A 15,848-nucleotide genomic window follows, 5' to 3' on the forward strand; every position below is an offset into this window, starting at 1 on the left:
TTATCCTTGCCTATTGATCCGTCCCGTCATCGTCCCGATGGCAGGTGCGGGCTTGTTCCCTCCAGGATGTGCTGCGCGGAGCGCAGTGGGTGATTGCATGTCATTCGACGTATACGACGATTACGAACAGGGTGAACGCGTCCAGCAATGGCTGCGCAGGAACGGCGTGTCGATCGCCGTCGGCATCGCGCTCGGCCTGGTGCTGATCTTCGGCTGGCAGCAGTGGAAATCGCATCGCGCCGGCCACGAGCAGGCCGCCGCGGGCGAATACGCCGCGCTGCAGGCCGCCGTGGCGCAGAATCGCGCCAACGAGATCGATCTGCGCACCGAGACCCTGCTGAAAGATTACTCGGACACCGCCTGGTCGGTGTTCGCGGCTGGCGAGCGTGCGCAGCGCAACGTCATGGCCGGCCAGCTGGACAAGGCATCCGGCGACCTCGACTGGGCCGTGGCCCACGCCAAGGACGACGCGTTGAAAACCCTCGCGCAGCTTCGTGTCGCGCAACTCAAGTTTGCCCAGGGCAAGCCGCAGGACGCCATCAGCTCGCTCGACGCGATGCAGGGCAAGTCCTTCGTGGCGATCGCGCAGGAACTCCGCGGCGATGCGCTGGTCAAGCTTGGACGCCACGACGACGCACGCAAGGCCTATGAGGCGGCGATCGCCGCGATGGGCGACAGTGCACCGCAACGCGGTGTCGTTCAAACCAAGCTCGATGATCTGGCAGTGGCCGGGAAGCAGGGTGCATGAAACGTTTCTGGGCAATCGCGTTGACTTCGTCGCTGGTCGTTCTGGCCGGCTGCCATTCGTTCAAGAAGGAAAACGTCGAACCGCCGACCCCGCTCGACAAGAAGTTCGAGCCGACCCTGAAGGTCCAGCGCCTCTGGAAGTCCGGCATCGGTGATGGCGCGGCGGAATCCGGCGTGCGCATGCGTCCGGCCGTGGTCGACAACGTGGTCTACGCCGCCAGCACGGATGGCAAGATCGCGGCATTCGACGCCGCGACGGGCAAGACCCTCTGGTCCAAGAGCACCCGCCAGCACGGCTGGTTCGGGTGGGGCGACGCCAAGCGCGAGGACGCCCGCTTCTCCGGCGGCCCCGGCGCTGCCGGCGACCTGCTCGCCATCGGCACGCTCGATGGCCACCTCTATGGCATGAGCACCAAGGACGGCGCGCGCCGCTGGTCGGCGGAGCTCTCCTCGGAAGTCATCGCCGCGCCGGTCATCGCCGGTGACATCGTGGTGGTCCGCTGCAACGACGGCCGTGTCTACGGTATCGACGCCGCCAACGGCGAGCGTCGCTGGGTGTACGACCAGTCCCAGGTGCCGCTGCTCAGCCTGCGCGGCAACGGCCGCCTGCTGGTCGCCAACGGCGTGGTCTTCCTCGGCAGCGATGCCGGCAAGCTGGTCGCGATCCGCCTGGACAACGGCGAAAAGCTCTGGGAACAGACCCTGTCCAGCGGTGAAGGCCGTACCGAGATCGATCGCCTCAACGATGCCGACGGTGCGCTCGTGCTCGACGGCACCACGATCTACGGCGCCGCCTACCACGGCAACCTCACCGCCATCGACGGCCCCAGCGGTCGCCCGCTGTGGAACCACGGGTTCTCCACGTTCACCTCCCTGGACGTGAAGGACAACGCGGTCTACGGCGTGGACGACCAGTCGCAGGTGTTCGCCTTCGACAAGAGCAGCGGCGCCAACATCTGGAAGCAGGCCGACCTGAAATACCGTTGGCTGACCGGCCCTGCCGTGCAGGGCAACTACGTCGTGGTCGGTGACCTCGACGGCCACATCCACTGGATGGCCGCGGCCGACGGCAAGATCGTCGCCCGCGAGCGCCTGTCCAAGAAAGCCATTCGTGCCCAGCCCGTCGTGGTGGGTGACACCGTGTTCGTTGAAGATGTCGAGGGCCACATCGGCGCCTACCGCATCGCCACGAACTGATTCACAGGATAGATGTATCTCCCATGTTGCCCGTCGTCGCTCTGGTCGGCCGTCCCAATGTCGGTAAGTCGACCCTCTTCAATGCGCTGACGCGTAGCAGGGACGCCCTCGTCGCCGATATGCCCGGCGTCACCCGTGACAGACACTACGGTGTCTGCCGTCTCGGTCCCCGGCCCTTCGTGGTCGTGGATACCGGCGGTATGTCCGGCAGTGACGAGGGCATTGAAGGCCTTACCGCCACGCAGGTCCGTCTCGCCATTGGCGAAGCGCACCTGCTGGTGTTCGTCGTCGATGCCCGCGACGGCGTGCTGCCGCTCGATGCCGGCATCCTTGCCGAGCTTCGTCGCAGCGGCAAGACGGTCATCGTCGTGGTCAACAAGACCGACGGCGTGGACGAAGCCGTCGCCATGGGTGAGTTCGCCTCGTTCGGTATCGCGGAAACGCTGCCGATGTCGGCGGCACACAATCGCGGTATCGACGTGCTGGTGGAAAAATCCATCGGTTACCTGCCAGACGAGCGGGACAACGATCCCGGCCTGGACGACCACGGTATCCGCGTCGCCATCGTGGGCCGTCCCAACGCCGGCAAGTCCACGCTGATCAATCGCCTGCTCGGGGAAGATCGCCTGATCGTCTCCGACGTGGCCGGCACCACCCGCGATCCGATCCGGGTGCCGCTGGAACGCGACGGCAAGAAGTACACCCTGATCGACACCGCCGGCGTGCGTCGCCGCGCCCGCGTCGAAGAAGCGGTCGAGAAATTCAGCGTTATCAAGACATTGCAGTCTATTGCTGCGTCGCAGGTTACGGTTGTCCTGATCGATGCCCGCGAGAACCTGGCTGACCAGGACCTCACTCTGATTGGCCACGCCATCGAGGAGGGCCGCGCGCTGGTCATCGCGGTGAACAAGTGGGACGGCATGGATACCTACGCCCGCGAGCAGACGCAGAAGGCGCTCGAGCGCCGGTTGGTCTTCGCCGATTGGGCCAAGACCGTGTTCATCTCCGCACTGCACGGCTCCGGCCTGCGCGAGTTGATGAAGGCCGTGGTTCGTGCGCATCACGCCGCAACCAAGGTGCTGACGTCCAGCGAGCTGACGCGAACGCTGGAGCAGGCCTACGAGGCCTACCAGCCGCCGCTGGTCCGCGGTCATGCGCCGAAGCTGCGCTATGCGCATCCGGGCGGGTTCAACCCACCGACGATCGTCATCCACGGCAGCCGTACCAAGCACATCGCGCCGGCATATCGGCGCTACCTGGAGGGCTTCTTCCGCAAGCGCTATCGCCTGGAAGGCACGCCCATTCGTATCGACTTCCGTGATGGTGAAAACCCTTACGCTGGCAAGAAGAACGTCCTGACGGAAGGCCAGCAGCGCCGCCGTCGGGAGATGATCCGCAACGCGAAGCGACGCGAGAAGTAAGCGTCGCCCTCGTCGAGGTGCCTCGCATGACCGACGATATGGGCAGGGACGAGTGGTTGGCCGCGCTGCGACAGCGCGTGCCCGAGATTCCCGCGACCGATGCACGCGTCCGGCAGCTCGCCGGGGCGCTGTTGGTCGACGTACGTGAGGACAGCGAGCGCGCCTCGGGCCTGCCGGAAGGCGCACTGGGGCTGTCCCGCGGTTTCCTCGAGTTGCGTATCGAGCAGGTGGCGCCCGATCGTCAGGGCGACATCCTTCTGCTATGCGGTAGCGGCCAGCGGTCGCTACTGGCTGCCGAAGCGTTGCAACGCATGGGTTACCGACACGTGTCGTCCGTTGGCGGTGGCATGGGCGCGTGGAAGGCGGCGGGTCTCCCCGTGACAGCCCCCGGACTGGATGCGGATGCGGCGGAGCGCTATGCGCGTCAGGTGCGGTTGCCCCAGGTCGGCGAGGCAGGCCAGGCACGGCTCGGCGCCGCCCGGATAGCGGTGATCGGTGCCGGTGGCCTGGGTTCGCCGGTGTTGCTCTACCTGGCCGCCGCGGGCGTCGGCCACCTCACCCTGATCGACGACGACCGGGTGGAGCGATCCAACCTCCATCGCCAGGTGGTCCACGCGGACGCCCGTGTCGGCGTAAGCAAGGCCGACTCCGCCCGCATGGCCTTGCTGGCCCTGAATCCCCGGGTCGCTGTGCGCGTCGTCGTCGACCGGCTGCGCGCGGAGAATGTCGAGGCCCTGATCGACGGCCACGACGTGGTGATCGACGGGGCCGACAACTTCCCCACGCGCTACCTGCTGGCCGCCGCCACGCGGCGGCTCGGCGTGCCCCTGGTCTACGCCGCCATTGAACGGTTTACCGGCCAGGCCAGCGTGTTCGACCCGCGGCGAGAGGATTCACCGTGCTATCGCTGCCTGTTTCCGGAACCGCCGTCGGCAGCGGACGCCCCCAACTGCAGTGAGGCCGGTGTGCTCGGCGTATTGCCCGGGCTGGTCGGACTGGTGCAAGCCACGGAGGCGATGAAGCTGGTGCTGGGCATCGGCCAGCCGCTGGTCGGACGCCTGCTGACCTACGACGCGCTGGGCATGCGCTTTCGCGAGCTTGCGCTACATCGCGATCCGCACTGTCCGGGCTGTGGGCCGGCAGCCCGGTTCGATGGCTATGTGGATATCGAGCGGATGTGTGCGTCGGCCGGCTGATCGGTGACGATCGAATACATCGCCGCGTCAACTGAAATTCCTTTCAGGACCAGACGGTTGCGAAGTATTCCTTCGAAAGAACCTCCGATGCGTTCAGCCGTTCGCCGGCTGGCCAGGTTGTCGTGGGCGGCCACGATTTCCAGTCGTGACACCGCTACCGTCTCGAGCGCGAATCGCGCGGCAAGTCGTCCGGCGCGTGTGGCGATGCCCTTGCCCTGGGCGGATTCCCGCACCCAGTAACCGAGGTTGGCAAACCGGTGCTCGTGGTTGAGGTGATTCACCCCCATGCCGCCGAGCAGCGTATCGGTAATGGCGTCGAAGACCAGGAACTCGTTGCCCTCGCCGGTGAGCCAGTGCCGACGGCAGATATCGATCCATGTCGTGGCATCGGCCTCGCTGTACCCGGCATGGCACCAGTCCTGCCAGCGGCCGACGGTAGCCACCGATTCGCGAACAGCCTCGGCTATTGCGGGGGCATCGCTCATGCGATGCGGGCGTAGGACGACGTGGCCATCGCTCACGTCGTGCGGGTAGGGGATCGGTGCGGTGTGCATGGCGGAAAGTATGCAAGAGCCGACTCTTCTCCGCACGCGGGGTTCAGGGGATAATGCGCGGTTTCCGCAGGGCGACACCCCATGACCGCACGTATTCTCGACGGCAAGCGCATCGCCCAGGAACTTCTCGAGCACATCGGTCGCCGCGTGGCCAAGCGGGTGGCCGAGGGTCGCCGTGCGCCCGGTCTGGCCGTGGTGCTGGTGGGTGAGGACCCGGCCTCGGCGGTGTATGTCCGCAACAAGCGCAAGGCCTGCCAGCAGGTGGGGTTCCAGTCGTTCGGCTACGATCTCGCGGCCAGCACGTCGCAGGACGAACTCTTTGCGCTGATCGACCGGCTCAACGCCGATCCCGCCGTGCACGGCATCCTGGTGCAGTCCCCGTTGCCGGCCCACATCGACGAGGATGCGCTGGTCGACCGGATCGATCCCGGCAAGGATGTGGACGGCTTCCAGGCGGTCAATGTCGGGCGGCTGGCCCTGCGTCGGTTCGGCCTGCGCCCGTGCACGCCCAAGGGCGTGATGACCTTGCTCGGCCACACCGATCGGCCGGTGCGCGGCCAGCATGCGGTGATCGTCGGCGTCTCCAACCACGTCGGTCGTCCGCTTGCGCTTGAGCTTCTTATTGCAGGAAGTACAGTGACTTGCTGCCATAAGTTCACGCAGAATCTAGCTTCGTTCGTCAGCCAGGCCGACATCCTCGTGGTCGCGGCCGGCAAGCCGGGGTTGGTGCGCGGGGAGTGGATCAAGCGGGGTGCGGTGGTGGTGGACGTGGGCATCAACCGGCTGGAAGACGGCCGTCTGGTCGGCGACGTCGAGTTCGCGCCAGCGGCGGAACGGGCCTCGTGGATCACCCCGGTGCCCGGTGGCGTCGGCCCGATGACGGTGGCCACGCTGATGGAAAACACGCTCGAGGCGGCCGACGCGCTGGATGCCTTGCTCGCTCGCGAGCACGGCGGCGTGCACGGCGCCGCGTAGTCGCGTCGCGCGCCTATCCGAGTGCTGCATTGCGGGGTATAATGCCGCGATTTACTCGCGGGAATAATGCTATGCGCATCCTTGCCGAGGCACTCACTTACGATGACGTGTTCCTGGTTCCCGGCCACTCCACGGTCATGCCGCGCGATGTGGACACCTCAACGCGGTTCACGCGCGGCCTGCGCCTGAACATCCCCATCGTGTCCGCCGCCATGGACACCGTGACCGAAGCCCGCCTCGCCATCACCATGGCCCAGAACGGCGGCATCGGCATCATCCACAAGAACATGTCCGCCGAACTCCAGGCCGCCGAAGTGCGACTGGTCAAGAAGTTCGAGGCCGGCGTCATCCGCAGCCCGATCACCGTGCGCCCCGACACCTCCATCGGCGAGGTCATGGCGCTCACGCGGGCGCACAACATCTCCGGCGTACCGGTGGTGGACGGCGAGAAGCTGGTCGGCATCGTCACCAGCCGCGACCTGCGTTTCGAGCGCAAGCACGACGACCCGGTGCGCAACATCATGACCCGCGAGGATCGCCTGGTCACGGTAAAGGAAGGCGCCTCGCACGACGAAGTGCTCGAACTGCTGCACCGCAACCGCATCGAGAAGGTCCTGGTGGTCAACGACGGCTTCCAGCTGCGTGGCCTGATCACCGTCAAGGACATCCAGAAAGCCCGCGACAACCCGAACGCCGCCAAGGATTCGCACGAGCGCCTGGTGGTAGGGGCCGCGGTGGGCGTCGGCGGCGACACCGAGCGCCGCATCGAGCTGCTGGTTGAAGCCGGCGTGGACGTGGTGGTGGTCGACACCGCGCACGGGCATTCGCAGGCCGTGATCGACCGTGCCGGCTGGGTCAAGAAGCGCTACCCGCAGGTGCAGGTCATCGCCGGCAACATCGTCACGGGCGAGGCGGCACGCGCACTGCTGGACGCCGGCGTCGACGCGGTCAAGGTGGGTGTGGGCCCGGGCTCGATCTGTACCACGCGTATCGTCACCGGCATCGGCGTGCCGCAGATCACCTCGATCGACATGGTCGCCACGGCGCTGAAGGGCGAGATCCCGCTCATTGCCGATGGCGGCATCCGCTATTCCGGTGACATTCCGAAGGCGCTGGCCGCCGGTGCATCCTCGGTGATGCTCGGTTCCATGTTCGCCGGCACCGAGGAAGCCCCGGGCGAGGTCGAGCTGTTCCAGGGTCGCTCGTACAAGAGTTACCGCGGCATGGGCTCCATCGGCGCGATGCAGCTGGGCTCGAAAGATCGCTACTTCCAGGACGAGGCGGACGCCGACAAGCTGGTGCCGGAAGGCATCGAAGGCCGCGTGCCTTACCGTGGCCCGCTGCGCAACATCATCCATCAGATGATGGGCGGCCTGCGCGCCTCCATGGGCTACATGGGCGCGGCGTCGATCGAAGAGATCCATGAGAAGGCCCAGTTCGTGAAGGTCACCGGCGCGGGCGTGCTCGAAGCGCATCCGCACGATATCCAGATCACGAAGGAAGCACCGAACTACCGCCGGGACTGACGCGCCCGCGCGTGCAGCCCCGGTGACCCAGGACGCCCGCCGCAAGCGGGTGTTCTGCTTTTTCAGCCCAACGCGCACGGCGCGGGGCGTTCCCCATTCCCTACGGCAGGCAGTCACCGATGACCGATATCCACAGCGACAAGATACTCATCCTCGATTTCGGTTCGCAATACACGCAGCTGATCGCCCGCCGTATCCGCGAGATCGGCGTGTACTGCGAAGTCTGGGGCTGGGACCACGCGCCCGATGAGATCGCCGGGTTCAACCCGAAGGGCGTGATCCTCTCTGGCGGCCCGGAGTCGGTGACCGAGGACCAGTCCCCGCGTGCGCCGCAGCAGGTGTTCGACCTCGGCGTGCCCGTGCTGGGCATCTGCTACGGCATGCAGACCATGGCCGAGCAGCTCGGCGGCAAGGTGGAGGCCGGTCATCACCGCGAGTTCGGTCCCGCCACGATCACCTTCGGCCAGTGCGGCCTGTTCGAAACGGTGGTGGAGGACGGCGAATCGCTGGGCGTATGGATGTCCCACGGCGACCGCGTCACCGCGATCCCGGACGGCTTCACCGTGGTCGCCTCCACCCCCAGCCTGCCGCTGGCCGCCATGGCCGACGACGCCCGCCGTTTCTATGGCGTGCAGTTCCACCCGGAAGTGACCCACACCAAGCGTGGCATGGAGCTGCTGCGCCGCTTCGTCGTCGACCTGTGCGGCTCGGCCACGCTATGGGACGCCGCCCATATCATCGAGGACGCCGTGGCCCGCGTGCGCGAGCAGGTCGGCAGCGACCGTGTGCTGCTGGGCCTCAGCGGTGGCGTCGATTCCTCCGTGGTGGCCGCGCTGCTGGAAAAGGCGATCGGCGACCAGCTGACCTGCGTGTTCGTCGATACCGGCCTGCTGCGCTTCCAGGAAGGCGACCAGGTGATGTCGACCATGGCCGAGCACATGGGCGTCAACGTCATCCGCGTGGATGCGAAGCAGCGCTACTTCGACGCCCTGGCCGGCGTGGAAGACCCGGAAGCCAAGCGCAAGGTCATCGGCCGCCTGTTCATCGAGATCTTCGACGAGGAATCGGCCAAGCTCGACGGCGTGAAGTGGCTGGCCCAGGGCACGATCTACCCGGATGTCATCGAGTCGGCCGGCAGCAAGACGGGCAAGGCCCATGTCATCAAGAGCCACCACAACGTCGGCGGCCTGCCGGAGCACATGAAGCTCAAGCTGGTCGAGCCGCTGCGCGAGTTGTTCAAGGACGAGGTGCGCCGCATCGGCGTCGAACTGGGCCTGCCGCGTGACATGGTCTACCGCCACCCGTTTCCGGGCCCGGGCCTGGGGGTGCGCGTGCTGGGCGAGGTGAAGGCGGAATACGTCGACCTGCTGCAGCGGGCGGATGCGATCTTCATCGAGGAATTGCGCAGCCATGGGCTTTACGACCGGGTGAGCCAAGCGTTCGCGGTGTTCCTGCCGGTGCGTTCGGTGGGCGTGGTCGGCGATGGCCGGGCTTACGAGTGGGTGATTGCGCTGCGGGCCGTGGAGACGATCGACTTCATGACGGCGCATTGGGCGCACTTGCCGTACGACTTCCTTGATAAGTGCTCTACGCGTATTATCAATGAGTTGCGGGGTATTTCTCGTGTGGTTTATGACATCTCGGGGAAGCCGCCGGCGACGATTGAGTGGGAGTGACGGCGGCCTGTTGCTGGATAATCATTTTTGTGCAGAATTCGGTTTATCTAACTGTTTTTCCTCATCGCTAATCGCTATTCGACTGAATGAGGGAAGGTAAACCGTTTTTGTGCATCTGATATCCCCTGCTCGATGGGAAGTCTTGTGACTGATTTACCTTCAGATCCCATCGGTGCTGCCTGGCTCGCTCGCGCGTAACGCGCGCCGTGCCGCGTTTCTGTACGAGTGGCTGACCGGGACGATCCGTCATTGACGCTGTACCCGGCGCTTCTTGGCCCGGCCCTTGCCATGCTGCCGCCTCGCTTGCGCGAACTTCATGGCATCGCGGCCACCCGCTACTGGTCGGGACACGCCGAAGTGACCCACGGTGCAGGTCTTGTCGCGCGCCTTGTGCGTGCCCTGGTCGGCTTTCCGCAAGCGACGGTGGATATTCCGGTGTCGATTGCGTTTGCACCGGAGGAGGGCGCGGCACGAGGTACCGAGCGCTGGACGCGGACATTCGGCGACCGGGTGTTTTCCTCCACACAAGCCGCTGGCTCCGGCCGCAGCGACGCGTTGCTGGTGGAGCGTTTCGGTGTGGCGTCCTTCGCCATGGCCCTGGTGGTCGAGGCTGACGGACTGCACTTCGTGCCGCGCCGATGATCGTTGTTCGGCGTTCCCATGCCTGCATACCTCCTGTCACGGGGACGCATGGTCGAATCCGAGGATGCGGGGCGCTTTCGCTTCCACAGGGAAATCGTGCTGCCGTTTGTCGGCCTCGTTGTCGCCTATCGCGGTGTACTTGATCGGGAAGCATGAGGCGAAATGCGTGGGACGGTGCGGGCTCAGCCTTCCGCCGCCAACGACCGCCGGACGCTAGCAGCAGGGCAGTGCCCGCCCATGTTCAGGTAATTGCTTACCTGCCCTCGCGACGGTTTCTCGTCGGTCATCTGTTAACTCTTTAAAGACCACACGCCCGACGACAGACGTTAGGGTGTCACTTGACAACCTCGTTTTTTTATCCGAACCTTGGAGCCAAGGATGTCGCGACGAAGCCATCCGAAGAAGGACATCGAAGAGACGCTACGGCACGCCGAGCGGTCCGGCTGGCGGATCAGCACCGGCGGCAGCCATGCCTGGGGCAAGTTGTATTGCCCCTACAACGATCGGGACTGCCGTTGCGGTGAGTTCTGCATCACCAGTATCTGGAGTACGCCCAAAAATCCGGCAGGCCACGCACGGGCGCTACGCCGCGTGGTGGACCACTGCAATGCGATTCGCAAGCCAGGCGGTCGAAGCGGTTGAACCAAGGAGGTTCCGTGGAATACGTATTTACGCTCAAGTACAGCCTGCCCACCGATGAAACCGACATGGATGCGCTAGTCGAGCGGCTGGGCGAAGCGGGCTGCGACGATGCCATCCTCGGCATCGGCCTGCCGGGGCGCCTGGCCCTGGCGTTCAGCCGGGAAGCCGTCTCGGCAGTCGACGCCATGCGGTCGGCACGCGACGACGTGCGACGGGTCGTGCCGGCAGCGGTATTGATCGAGGTGTCGCCAGACGTCGTCGGCCTGACGGATATCGCGGAAGTCGCCGGTGTCTCACGGCAGAACATGCGCAAACTGATGCTCACGCATGCCGGTCGCTTTCCGGCCCCGCTACACGACGGGTCTAGCGCGTTATGGCATCTGTCCGATGTGCTCGCATGGCTGGCCGAGCGCAAGGGTTATACCGTCGATCCCACGGTCATGGAGACGGCGCTGGCGGCGATGCAGGTCAACATCACCAAGGAGCATGCGCGGCTGGCGTCCACCGATACTGCACCGGGCTGATAAAGCTGCCGGATAAGTCCGGCTTGCGTGTAAGGGAATCCGTCACCATCTCGGAGTTCTTCTTGCCTTCCCCGGAGTATGTTCCATGGCCCAGCCGGCGCTCTTCAAGCCTTTACGCGTGCGTGACCTCGAACTGGCCAACCGCATCGTCATCGCACCCATGTGTCAGTACTCGGCCGACAACGACGGCCGCATGAATGACTGGCACCGTATTCACCTCGGCCAGCTGGCCCTGTCCGGCGCGGGGCTGCTCACGATCGAGGCGACCGCGGTGGAACCGGAAGGCCGCATCACCTGGGGCGACGTGGGCCTCTACGACGACGCTACGGAACACGCCATGGGCGGTGTGCTGGAAAGCGTCCGGCGCTGGTCGCACATGCCGATCGGTATCCAGCTGGGCCATGCCGGACGCAAGGCCTCCACGGAAACGCCTTGGGCCGGCGGTCACCAGCTTGCGCCCGATCACGAGCATGGCTGGCAGACGGTCGGCGCGTCGGCCGTACCCTTCCATGCAGGCGATCATGCGCCCGTGGCGCTCGACAAGGCCGGCCTGGCCCGCGTCCGTGACGCCTTCGCCGCTGCGGCCGAGCGGGCTGCCAGGCTTGGCCTCGCCTTCGTGCAGCTCCATGGCGCGCACGGCTACCTCTTGCACCAGTTCCTGTCGCCTTTGTCCAACCAGCGCACCGACGAGTACGGCGGCTCGCTGGAGAATCGCATGCGCTTCCCGCTGGAAGTCTTCGACGCCGTGCGCGCGGTGTTTCCCGCCGATCGCCCGGTAACGATGCGGGTATCGGCCACCGATTGGGTGGAGGGTGGCTGGGATCTGGAGCAGACGATCGCTTTTGCCAAGGCGCTTGAGGCCCGCGGCTGCGACGCCATCCACGTGTCGACCGGCGGCCTCGACGAGCGCCAGGCCATCCCGGCGGGACCGAACTACCAGGTGCCGTTCGCCCGCGGCATCAAGCAGGCGGTTGGCATTCCGGTTGTGGCAGTAGGTCTGATCACCAGCCCCGAGCAGGCCGAAGCCATCGTCGCCACCGGCGACGCGGACATGGTCGCGCTGGCCCGCACGATCCTCTACGACCCGCGCTGGCCCTGGCATGCTGCCGCAGCGTTGGGTGCCACCGTTCGTCCGCCCAAGCAGTACCTGCGGTCGCAACCCTCGCTGTACCGGAACCTGTTCGGTTCGTCGGGAGGCATCGGGCCGCAGGCGGCCTGGATTCGTGACGAGGACGGTGGCTACCGGTAGCACGCCTGGTTCGTAAGGCACGGCGGATGCCGCAGGCGCTCTTCCGGACCTGCGGCATTTTTTTTTCCAGGGCGTGCCCTGTACCCATCGGTACAATGGAAGCCTTCTCATCAGGCGTCAGACCATGGCCGCTCCGGTTCCCCCGTTCACGCGCGAATCCGCGCTGCAGAAGGTCCGCCTGGCCGAGGACGGATGGAATAGCCGCGACCCGGCAAAAGTCTCGTTGGCCTACACCGTCGACAGTCACTGGCGTAACCGTGCCGAGTTCATTACCGGGCGCGAGCAGATCGTGGCGTTTCTCACGCGCAAGTGGCTCAAGGAACAGGATTATCGGCTGATCAAGGAGCTTTGGGCGTTCACCGACAACCGTATCGCGGTGCGCTTCGCTTACGAGTGGCATGACGACAGCGGCCACTGGTTCCGTTCCTACGGCAACGAGAACTGGGAGTTCAGCGCCGACGGCGAGATGTCCCACCGTTACGCTTGTATCAACGATCTTCCCCTGGCCGACGCCGATCGTAAGTTCCACTGGCCGCAGGGGCGTCGTCCCGATGGCCACCCGGGCCTGTCCGACCTGGGTCTGTAACTCGATGGTGCTCACCATGACGGAAATAGCATGAGCGACGAACCCACGCGTTGCGCCTGGGCCGGCAGCGACCCGCTCTACGCCGCGTACCACGACACGGAGTGGGGCGTGCCGCTGCACGACTCGCGCATGCTCTGGGAGCAGTTGATGCTGGAGGGTTTCCAGGCGGGATTGTCCTGGATCACCATCCTGCGCAAGCGGGAAAACTTCCGTAAGGCGTTCAAAGGCTTCGATCCGGCCAAGGTGGCGCGATTCGGCGAGGCGGACATCGTCCGCCTGCTCGACGATGCCGGCATCATCCGCTCGCGGGCAAAGATCGAAGCCACCATCAACGGCGCGCGTATCTACGAGGACATGCGCGCCCGTGGCGAAACCTTCGATGCGTATTGCTGGTCGTTCACCGACGGCACGGTGATCCGGGGCGATGGGCGTAGCGTGCCGACGCAGACCCCATTGTCGGTGACGATTTCCAAGGATCTCAAGAAGCGCGGCTTCAAGTTCGTCGGCCCCACCATCACCTACGCCTGGATGCAGGCGGTAGGTATCGTGGACGATCATGCCGCGACGTGCTTCCGGCGTAAGCCTCGGCCAGCCGGGTCGTAGCCGGCTGCGTGGGCGCATCGTCCGACCCGCCTAAACGACGTAGAATCCGCCCCTTGTCCCGGGAATGCCCCTGCCTTGTCCACGCCCTACGTCGCCAGCGATGACACGTTCTCGGAAGCCGACCGCCGCTGGATGGAGCGTGCGCTGGCGTTGGCCGCACACGCTCGCGATGCCGAGGGCGAGGTCCCGGTCGGCGCGGTGCTTGTGTCGGACGATGTCGTCATCGGCGAAGGCTGGAATCGCAACATCACCCTGAACGATCCCACCGCGCATGCGGAGATCCAGGCCTTGCGCGCGGCCGGGCAGGCGGTGAGCAATTACCGGTTTCCCGGCTCCACGCTCTACGTCACCCTCGAGCCCTGCACCATGTGTGCCATGGCCATGATCCATGCGCGCGTCGGCCGTGTGGTGTACGCCGCGACCGATCCCAAGACAGGGGCGGCGGGAAGCGTCTTCGACACCCTGGTTTCCCCGTTGCACAACCATCGCGTGACCGTGGTCGGCGGCCTGGAAGCGGAGACGGCAAGCGCGATGCTGCGCGCGTTCTTCCGCGCGCGCCGCTAGCTTTCGTGAGTGCCGCTAGGCGTAGGGTGCCAGCACCTCGGTCACCGAACGCTCGATCTTCAGGTCGAACAGGGCATCGGCGCGCGTGACGCCGATATTGAGCGAGGCGATGGGCAGGCCACGCCGCGAGGCTTCCAGGACGAACCGGTAACCGGAATAGACCATCAGTGACGAGCCGACCACCAGCATGGCGTCGGCCTGGCCGAGGCGTTCCCAGGCGGTGTCCACGCGGGCACGCGGCACGTTCTCGCCGAAGAAGACGACATCCGGCTTGAGAATGCCGCCGCAGAGCGTGCACGCCGGAATGACGAAGGAAGAGAAGTCCACCTCGTCCAGGTCCGCGTCGCCATCGGGTGCGATCGTGGCCTGCAGCGCCAGCCATGCGGGGTTCGCGCTCATCAGCCGGTTCTGCATGGCGTCGCGCCCGGTGATGTCGCCGCACTGCATGCAGCGCACGCGGTCCAGGCGCCCGTGCAGGTCCACCACCTCGACGCTGCCTGCCGCCTCGTGCAGGCCGTCGACGTTCTGGGTCAGCAGCAGCGCGATGCGGCCATCCTGTTCCATCCGCGCAAGCGCACGATGAGCCGCATTCGGGCTGACGGCGGCGAAATGACGCCAGCCGATCATGCCGCGGGCCCAGTAGCGAGCACGCGCCGGCGGCCCGCTCATGAACATCTGCAGGGTCATCGGGGGACGGCGTTTCCACGCCCCCTGGCCGTCGCGGTAATCGGGGATGCCGGAGTCCGTGCTGATACCCGCGCCGGTCAACACGAACAGGCGGGGGTGGGCATCGACGAAGGCGCGCAGCGGATCGTCGGCGGAGGCGATGGCGGGCAGGGTGCTCACGATGCGCGAACTATAGCGGATCGGTCAGGTGTGTTTGCGAAGCACTTCGAGCACGCAGGCGGCGTCCTCGCCGAAGCGCCGGATGGCCGCGTCGAGGGTGGGGCTGCGCTCCTCGGCCAGGCGGCGCTCGAGGTGCAGCCCCATGCGCGCGAGGTCCGTCGCCTCGGCCATGCCCAGCGCGCCGGACACGCGGTGCAGCCAGGCCTGCAGGTCGGCCGTGCCGGGTTGCGCGAGCAGGAGGTGCAGCTGGATCAGGTCGCGGCTGAGCGAGCGATCCAGCGCCGCGATCACCTCGCGCAGCGCGGACGTGCCGCCGAGCGTGGTGCGCAGTGTCTCGATGTCGATGCGCGGGGATAGGCGGGGCAGGGTGAGGGTAATCTCGACGATGATGCGGGTACCACGGTCGGCGGCGCACTCGATATGCAGGACGCCGTCCAGTGTCGCCACCATGGCCTGGGCCGTGGCCAGGCGCGGGCAGTGCTCGTCGAGCGCGCTGCCGGTGTCCGCCACGGTGATGTGGACGAGCTGGCCGTCCGGATCATCGCCCACCACGTCCACCTGCAAGGCGACCCGCACGCTGCCGGGCACCGCGAACGCCCTGTCCAGAAGGAGGCACAGCACGCGGCCCAGCATGGCGTACGGGCCGACCAGATCGTGCGCCAGCGCCGGGTCCACCTCGATCTCCAGCTCGCTGCCGTGGCGTCGCGCGATGCGGGCGTAGTGCTGGCCGATGCGAGTCAGCAGCGCGGGCAGGTCACGGCATTCTCTGATGCTCGCGCACGCGAGCGCGATGCGGTCGTAGCCTGCCAGCAGCCGTGCGCGCAGGCGTCGTCGCAGTGGCAGCGATGGGCGCGATGTGCTCAACTCTGCGCCCCGCCGACGGCGCCCCGGAAGGGCGCA

The 15,848-nt window shown here is 66.2% G+C and carries 16 protein-coding genes and 1 pseudogene; 14 read left to right on the plus strand and 3 right to left on the minus strand.

Annotation, left to right across the window (positions count from 1 at the left end):
- The first annotated feature begins 97 nt into the window (after nucleotides 1–97).
- The 4 genes from QRN34_RS12030 to moeB are packed head-to-tail and all read left to right on the plus strand — an operon-like array spanning nucleotide 98 to nucleotide 4,561.
- Complete coding sequence (locus QRN34_RS12030) at nucleotides 98–748, plus strand: tetratricopeptide repeat protein (protein WP_036141569.1); 651 nt, start codon at nucleotides 98–100, stop codon at nucleotides 746–748.
- Nucleotides 745–1,944, plus strand: coding sequence for an outer membrane protein assembly factor BamB (gene bamB / locus QRN34_RS12035; RefSeq protein ID WP_285404706.1), 1,200 nt, complete (start codon nucleotides 745–747; stop codon nucleotides 1,942–1,944). Before QRN34_RS12030 ends, bamB begins: the two co-directional genes overlap by 4 nt.
- 23 nt (nucleotides 1,945–1,967) lie before the next feature.
- Entirely contained in the window at nucleotides 1,968–3,365 is a 1,398-nt protein-coding gene (gene der, locus QRN34_RS12040) for a ribosome biogenesis GTPase Der (RefSeq protein WP_285404708.1), read from the plus strand.
- 26 nt (nucleotides 3,366–3,391) lie between these two features.
- A complete protein-coding gene (gene moeB, locus QRN34_RS12045) occupies nucleotides 3,392–4,561 on the plus strand; it encodes a molybdopterin-synthase adenylyltransferase MoeB (protein ID WP_285404710.1) in 1,170 nt (389 codons plus the stop codon).
- Here moeB and QRN34_RS12050 read toward each other — a convergent pair.
- On the minus strand, nucleotides 4,522–5,115 hold the full coding sequence (locus QRN34_RS12050) for a GNAT family N-acetyltransferase (RefSeq protein ID WP_285404712.1): 594 nt from the start codon (nucleotides 5,113–5,115) through the stop codon (nucleotides 4,522–4,524). The two genes, moeB and QRN34_RS12050, sit on opposite strands and share 40 nt — an antisense overlap.
- A gap of 81 nt (nucleotides 5,116–5,196) precedes the next feature.
- On the opposite strand from QRN34_RS12050, the gene folD reads away from it, so the two are divergent.
- The 10 genes and pseudogenes from folD (at nucleotide 5,197) to tadA (ending at nucleotide 14,102) form a co-directional block, all read left to right on the plus strand.
- Complete coding sequence (gene folD, locus QRN34_RS12055) at nucleotides 5,197–6,090, plus strand: bifunctional methylenetetrahydrofolate dehydrogenase/methenyltetrahydrofolate cyclohydrolase FolD (protein WP_285404714.1); 894 nt, start codon at nucleotides 5,197–5,199, stop codon at nucleotides 6,088–6,090.
- A 71-nt stretch (nucleotides 6,091–6,161) separates the two neighbouring features.
- Nucleotides 6,162–7,616: an IMP dehydrogenase gene (gene guaB, locus QRN34_RS12060; RefSeq protein ID WP_036141552.1), complete on the plus strand. Its 1,455-nt coding sequence runs from the start codon at nucleotides 6,162–6,164 to the stop codon at nucleotides 7,614–7,616.
- Nucleotides 7,617–7,735: 119 nt separating this feature from the next.
- Entirely contained in the window at nucleotides 7,736–9,292 is a 1,557-nt protein-coding gene (gene guaA / locus QRN34_RS12065; RefSeq protein WP_285404717.1) for a glutamine-hydrolyzing GMP synthase, read from the plus strand.
- Nucleotides 9,293–9,580: 288 nt separating this feature from the next.
- Nucleotides 9,581–10,090: pseudogene (locus tag QRN34_RS12070) on the plus strand (DUF4166 domain-containing protein).
- A 222-nt stretch (nucleotides 10,091–10,312) separates the two neighbouring features.
- Entirely contained in the window at nucleotides 10,313–10,576 is a 264-nt protein-coding gene (locus QRN34_RS12075) for a hypothetical protein (RefSeq protein WP_285404718.1), read from the plus strand.
- Between the two features lie 14 nt (nucleotides 10,577–10,590).
- The gene (locus QRN34_RS12080) at nucleotides 10,591–11,100 is read left to right on the plus strand and encodes a DNA-binding protein (RefSeq protein WP_285404720.1); all 510 of its coding nucleotides are present in this window, start codon (nucleotides 10,591–10,593) and stop codon (nucleotides 11,098–11,100) included.
- Nucleotides 11,101–11,185: 85 nt separating this feature from the next.
- Entirely contained in the window at nucleotides 11,186–12,349 is a 1,164-nt protein-coding gene (locus QRN34_RS12085; protein ID WP_285404721.1) for an NADH:flavin oxidoreductase/NADH oxidase, read from the plus strand.
- Between the two features lie 124 nt (nucleotides 12,350–12,473).
- Nucleotides 12,474–12,935: a nuclear transport factor 2 family protein gene (locus QRN34_RS12090; RefSeq protein WP_285404723.1), complete on the plus strand. Its 462-nt coding sequence runs from the start codon at nucleotides 12,474–12,476 to the stop codon at nucleotides 12,933–12,935.
- A 30-nt stretch (nucleotides 12,936–12,965) separates the two neighbouring features.
- A complete protein-coding gene (locus QRN34_RS12095) occupies nucleotides 12,966–13,538 on the plus strand; it encodes a DNA-3-methyladenine glycosylase I (RefSeq protein WP_285404725.1) in 573 nt (190 codons plus the stop codon).
- Nucleotides 13,539–13,613: 75 nt separating this feature from the next.
- Complete coding sequence (gene tadA, locus QRN34_RS12100; RefSeq protein WP_285404726.1) at nucleotides 13,614–14,102, plus strand: tRNA adenosine(34) deaminase TadA; 489 nt, start codon at nucleotides 13,614–13,616, stop codon at nucleotides 14,100–14,102.
- A 15-nt stretch (nucleotides 14,103–14,117) separates the two neighbouring features.
- Here the strand turns inward: tadA and QRN34_RS12105 are convergent, their stop codons facing one another.
- Nucleotides 14,118–14,948, minus strand: a complete 831-nt coding sequence (locus tag QRN34_RS12105) for an NAD-dependent protein deacetylase (RefSeq protein WP_285404727.1) — start codon at nucleotides 14,946–14,948, stop codon at nucleotides 14,118–14,120.
- A gap of 24 nt (nucleotides 14,949–14,972) precedes the next feature.
- On the minus strand, nucleotides 14,973–15,812 hold the full coding sequence (locus tag QRN34_RS12110; RefSeq protein ID WP_285404729.1) for a hypothetical protein: 840 nt from the start codon (nucleotides 15,810–15,812) through the stop codon (nucleotides 14,973–14,975).
- Between the last annotated feature and the right edge of the window lie 36 nt (nucleotides 15,813–15,848).

This window comes from Luteibacter sp. ME-Dv--P-043b (assembly GCF_030209605.1).
Classification (GTDB): Bacteria; Pseudomonadota; Gammaproteobacteria; order Xanthomonadales; family Rhodanobacteraceae; genus Luteibacter.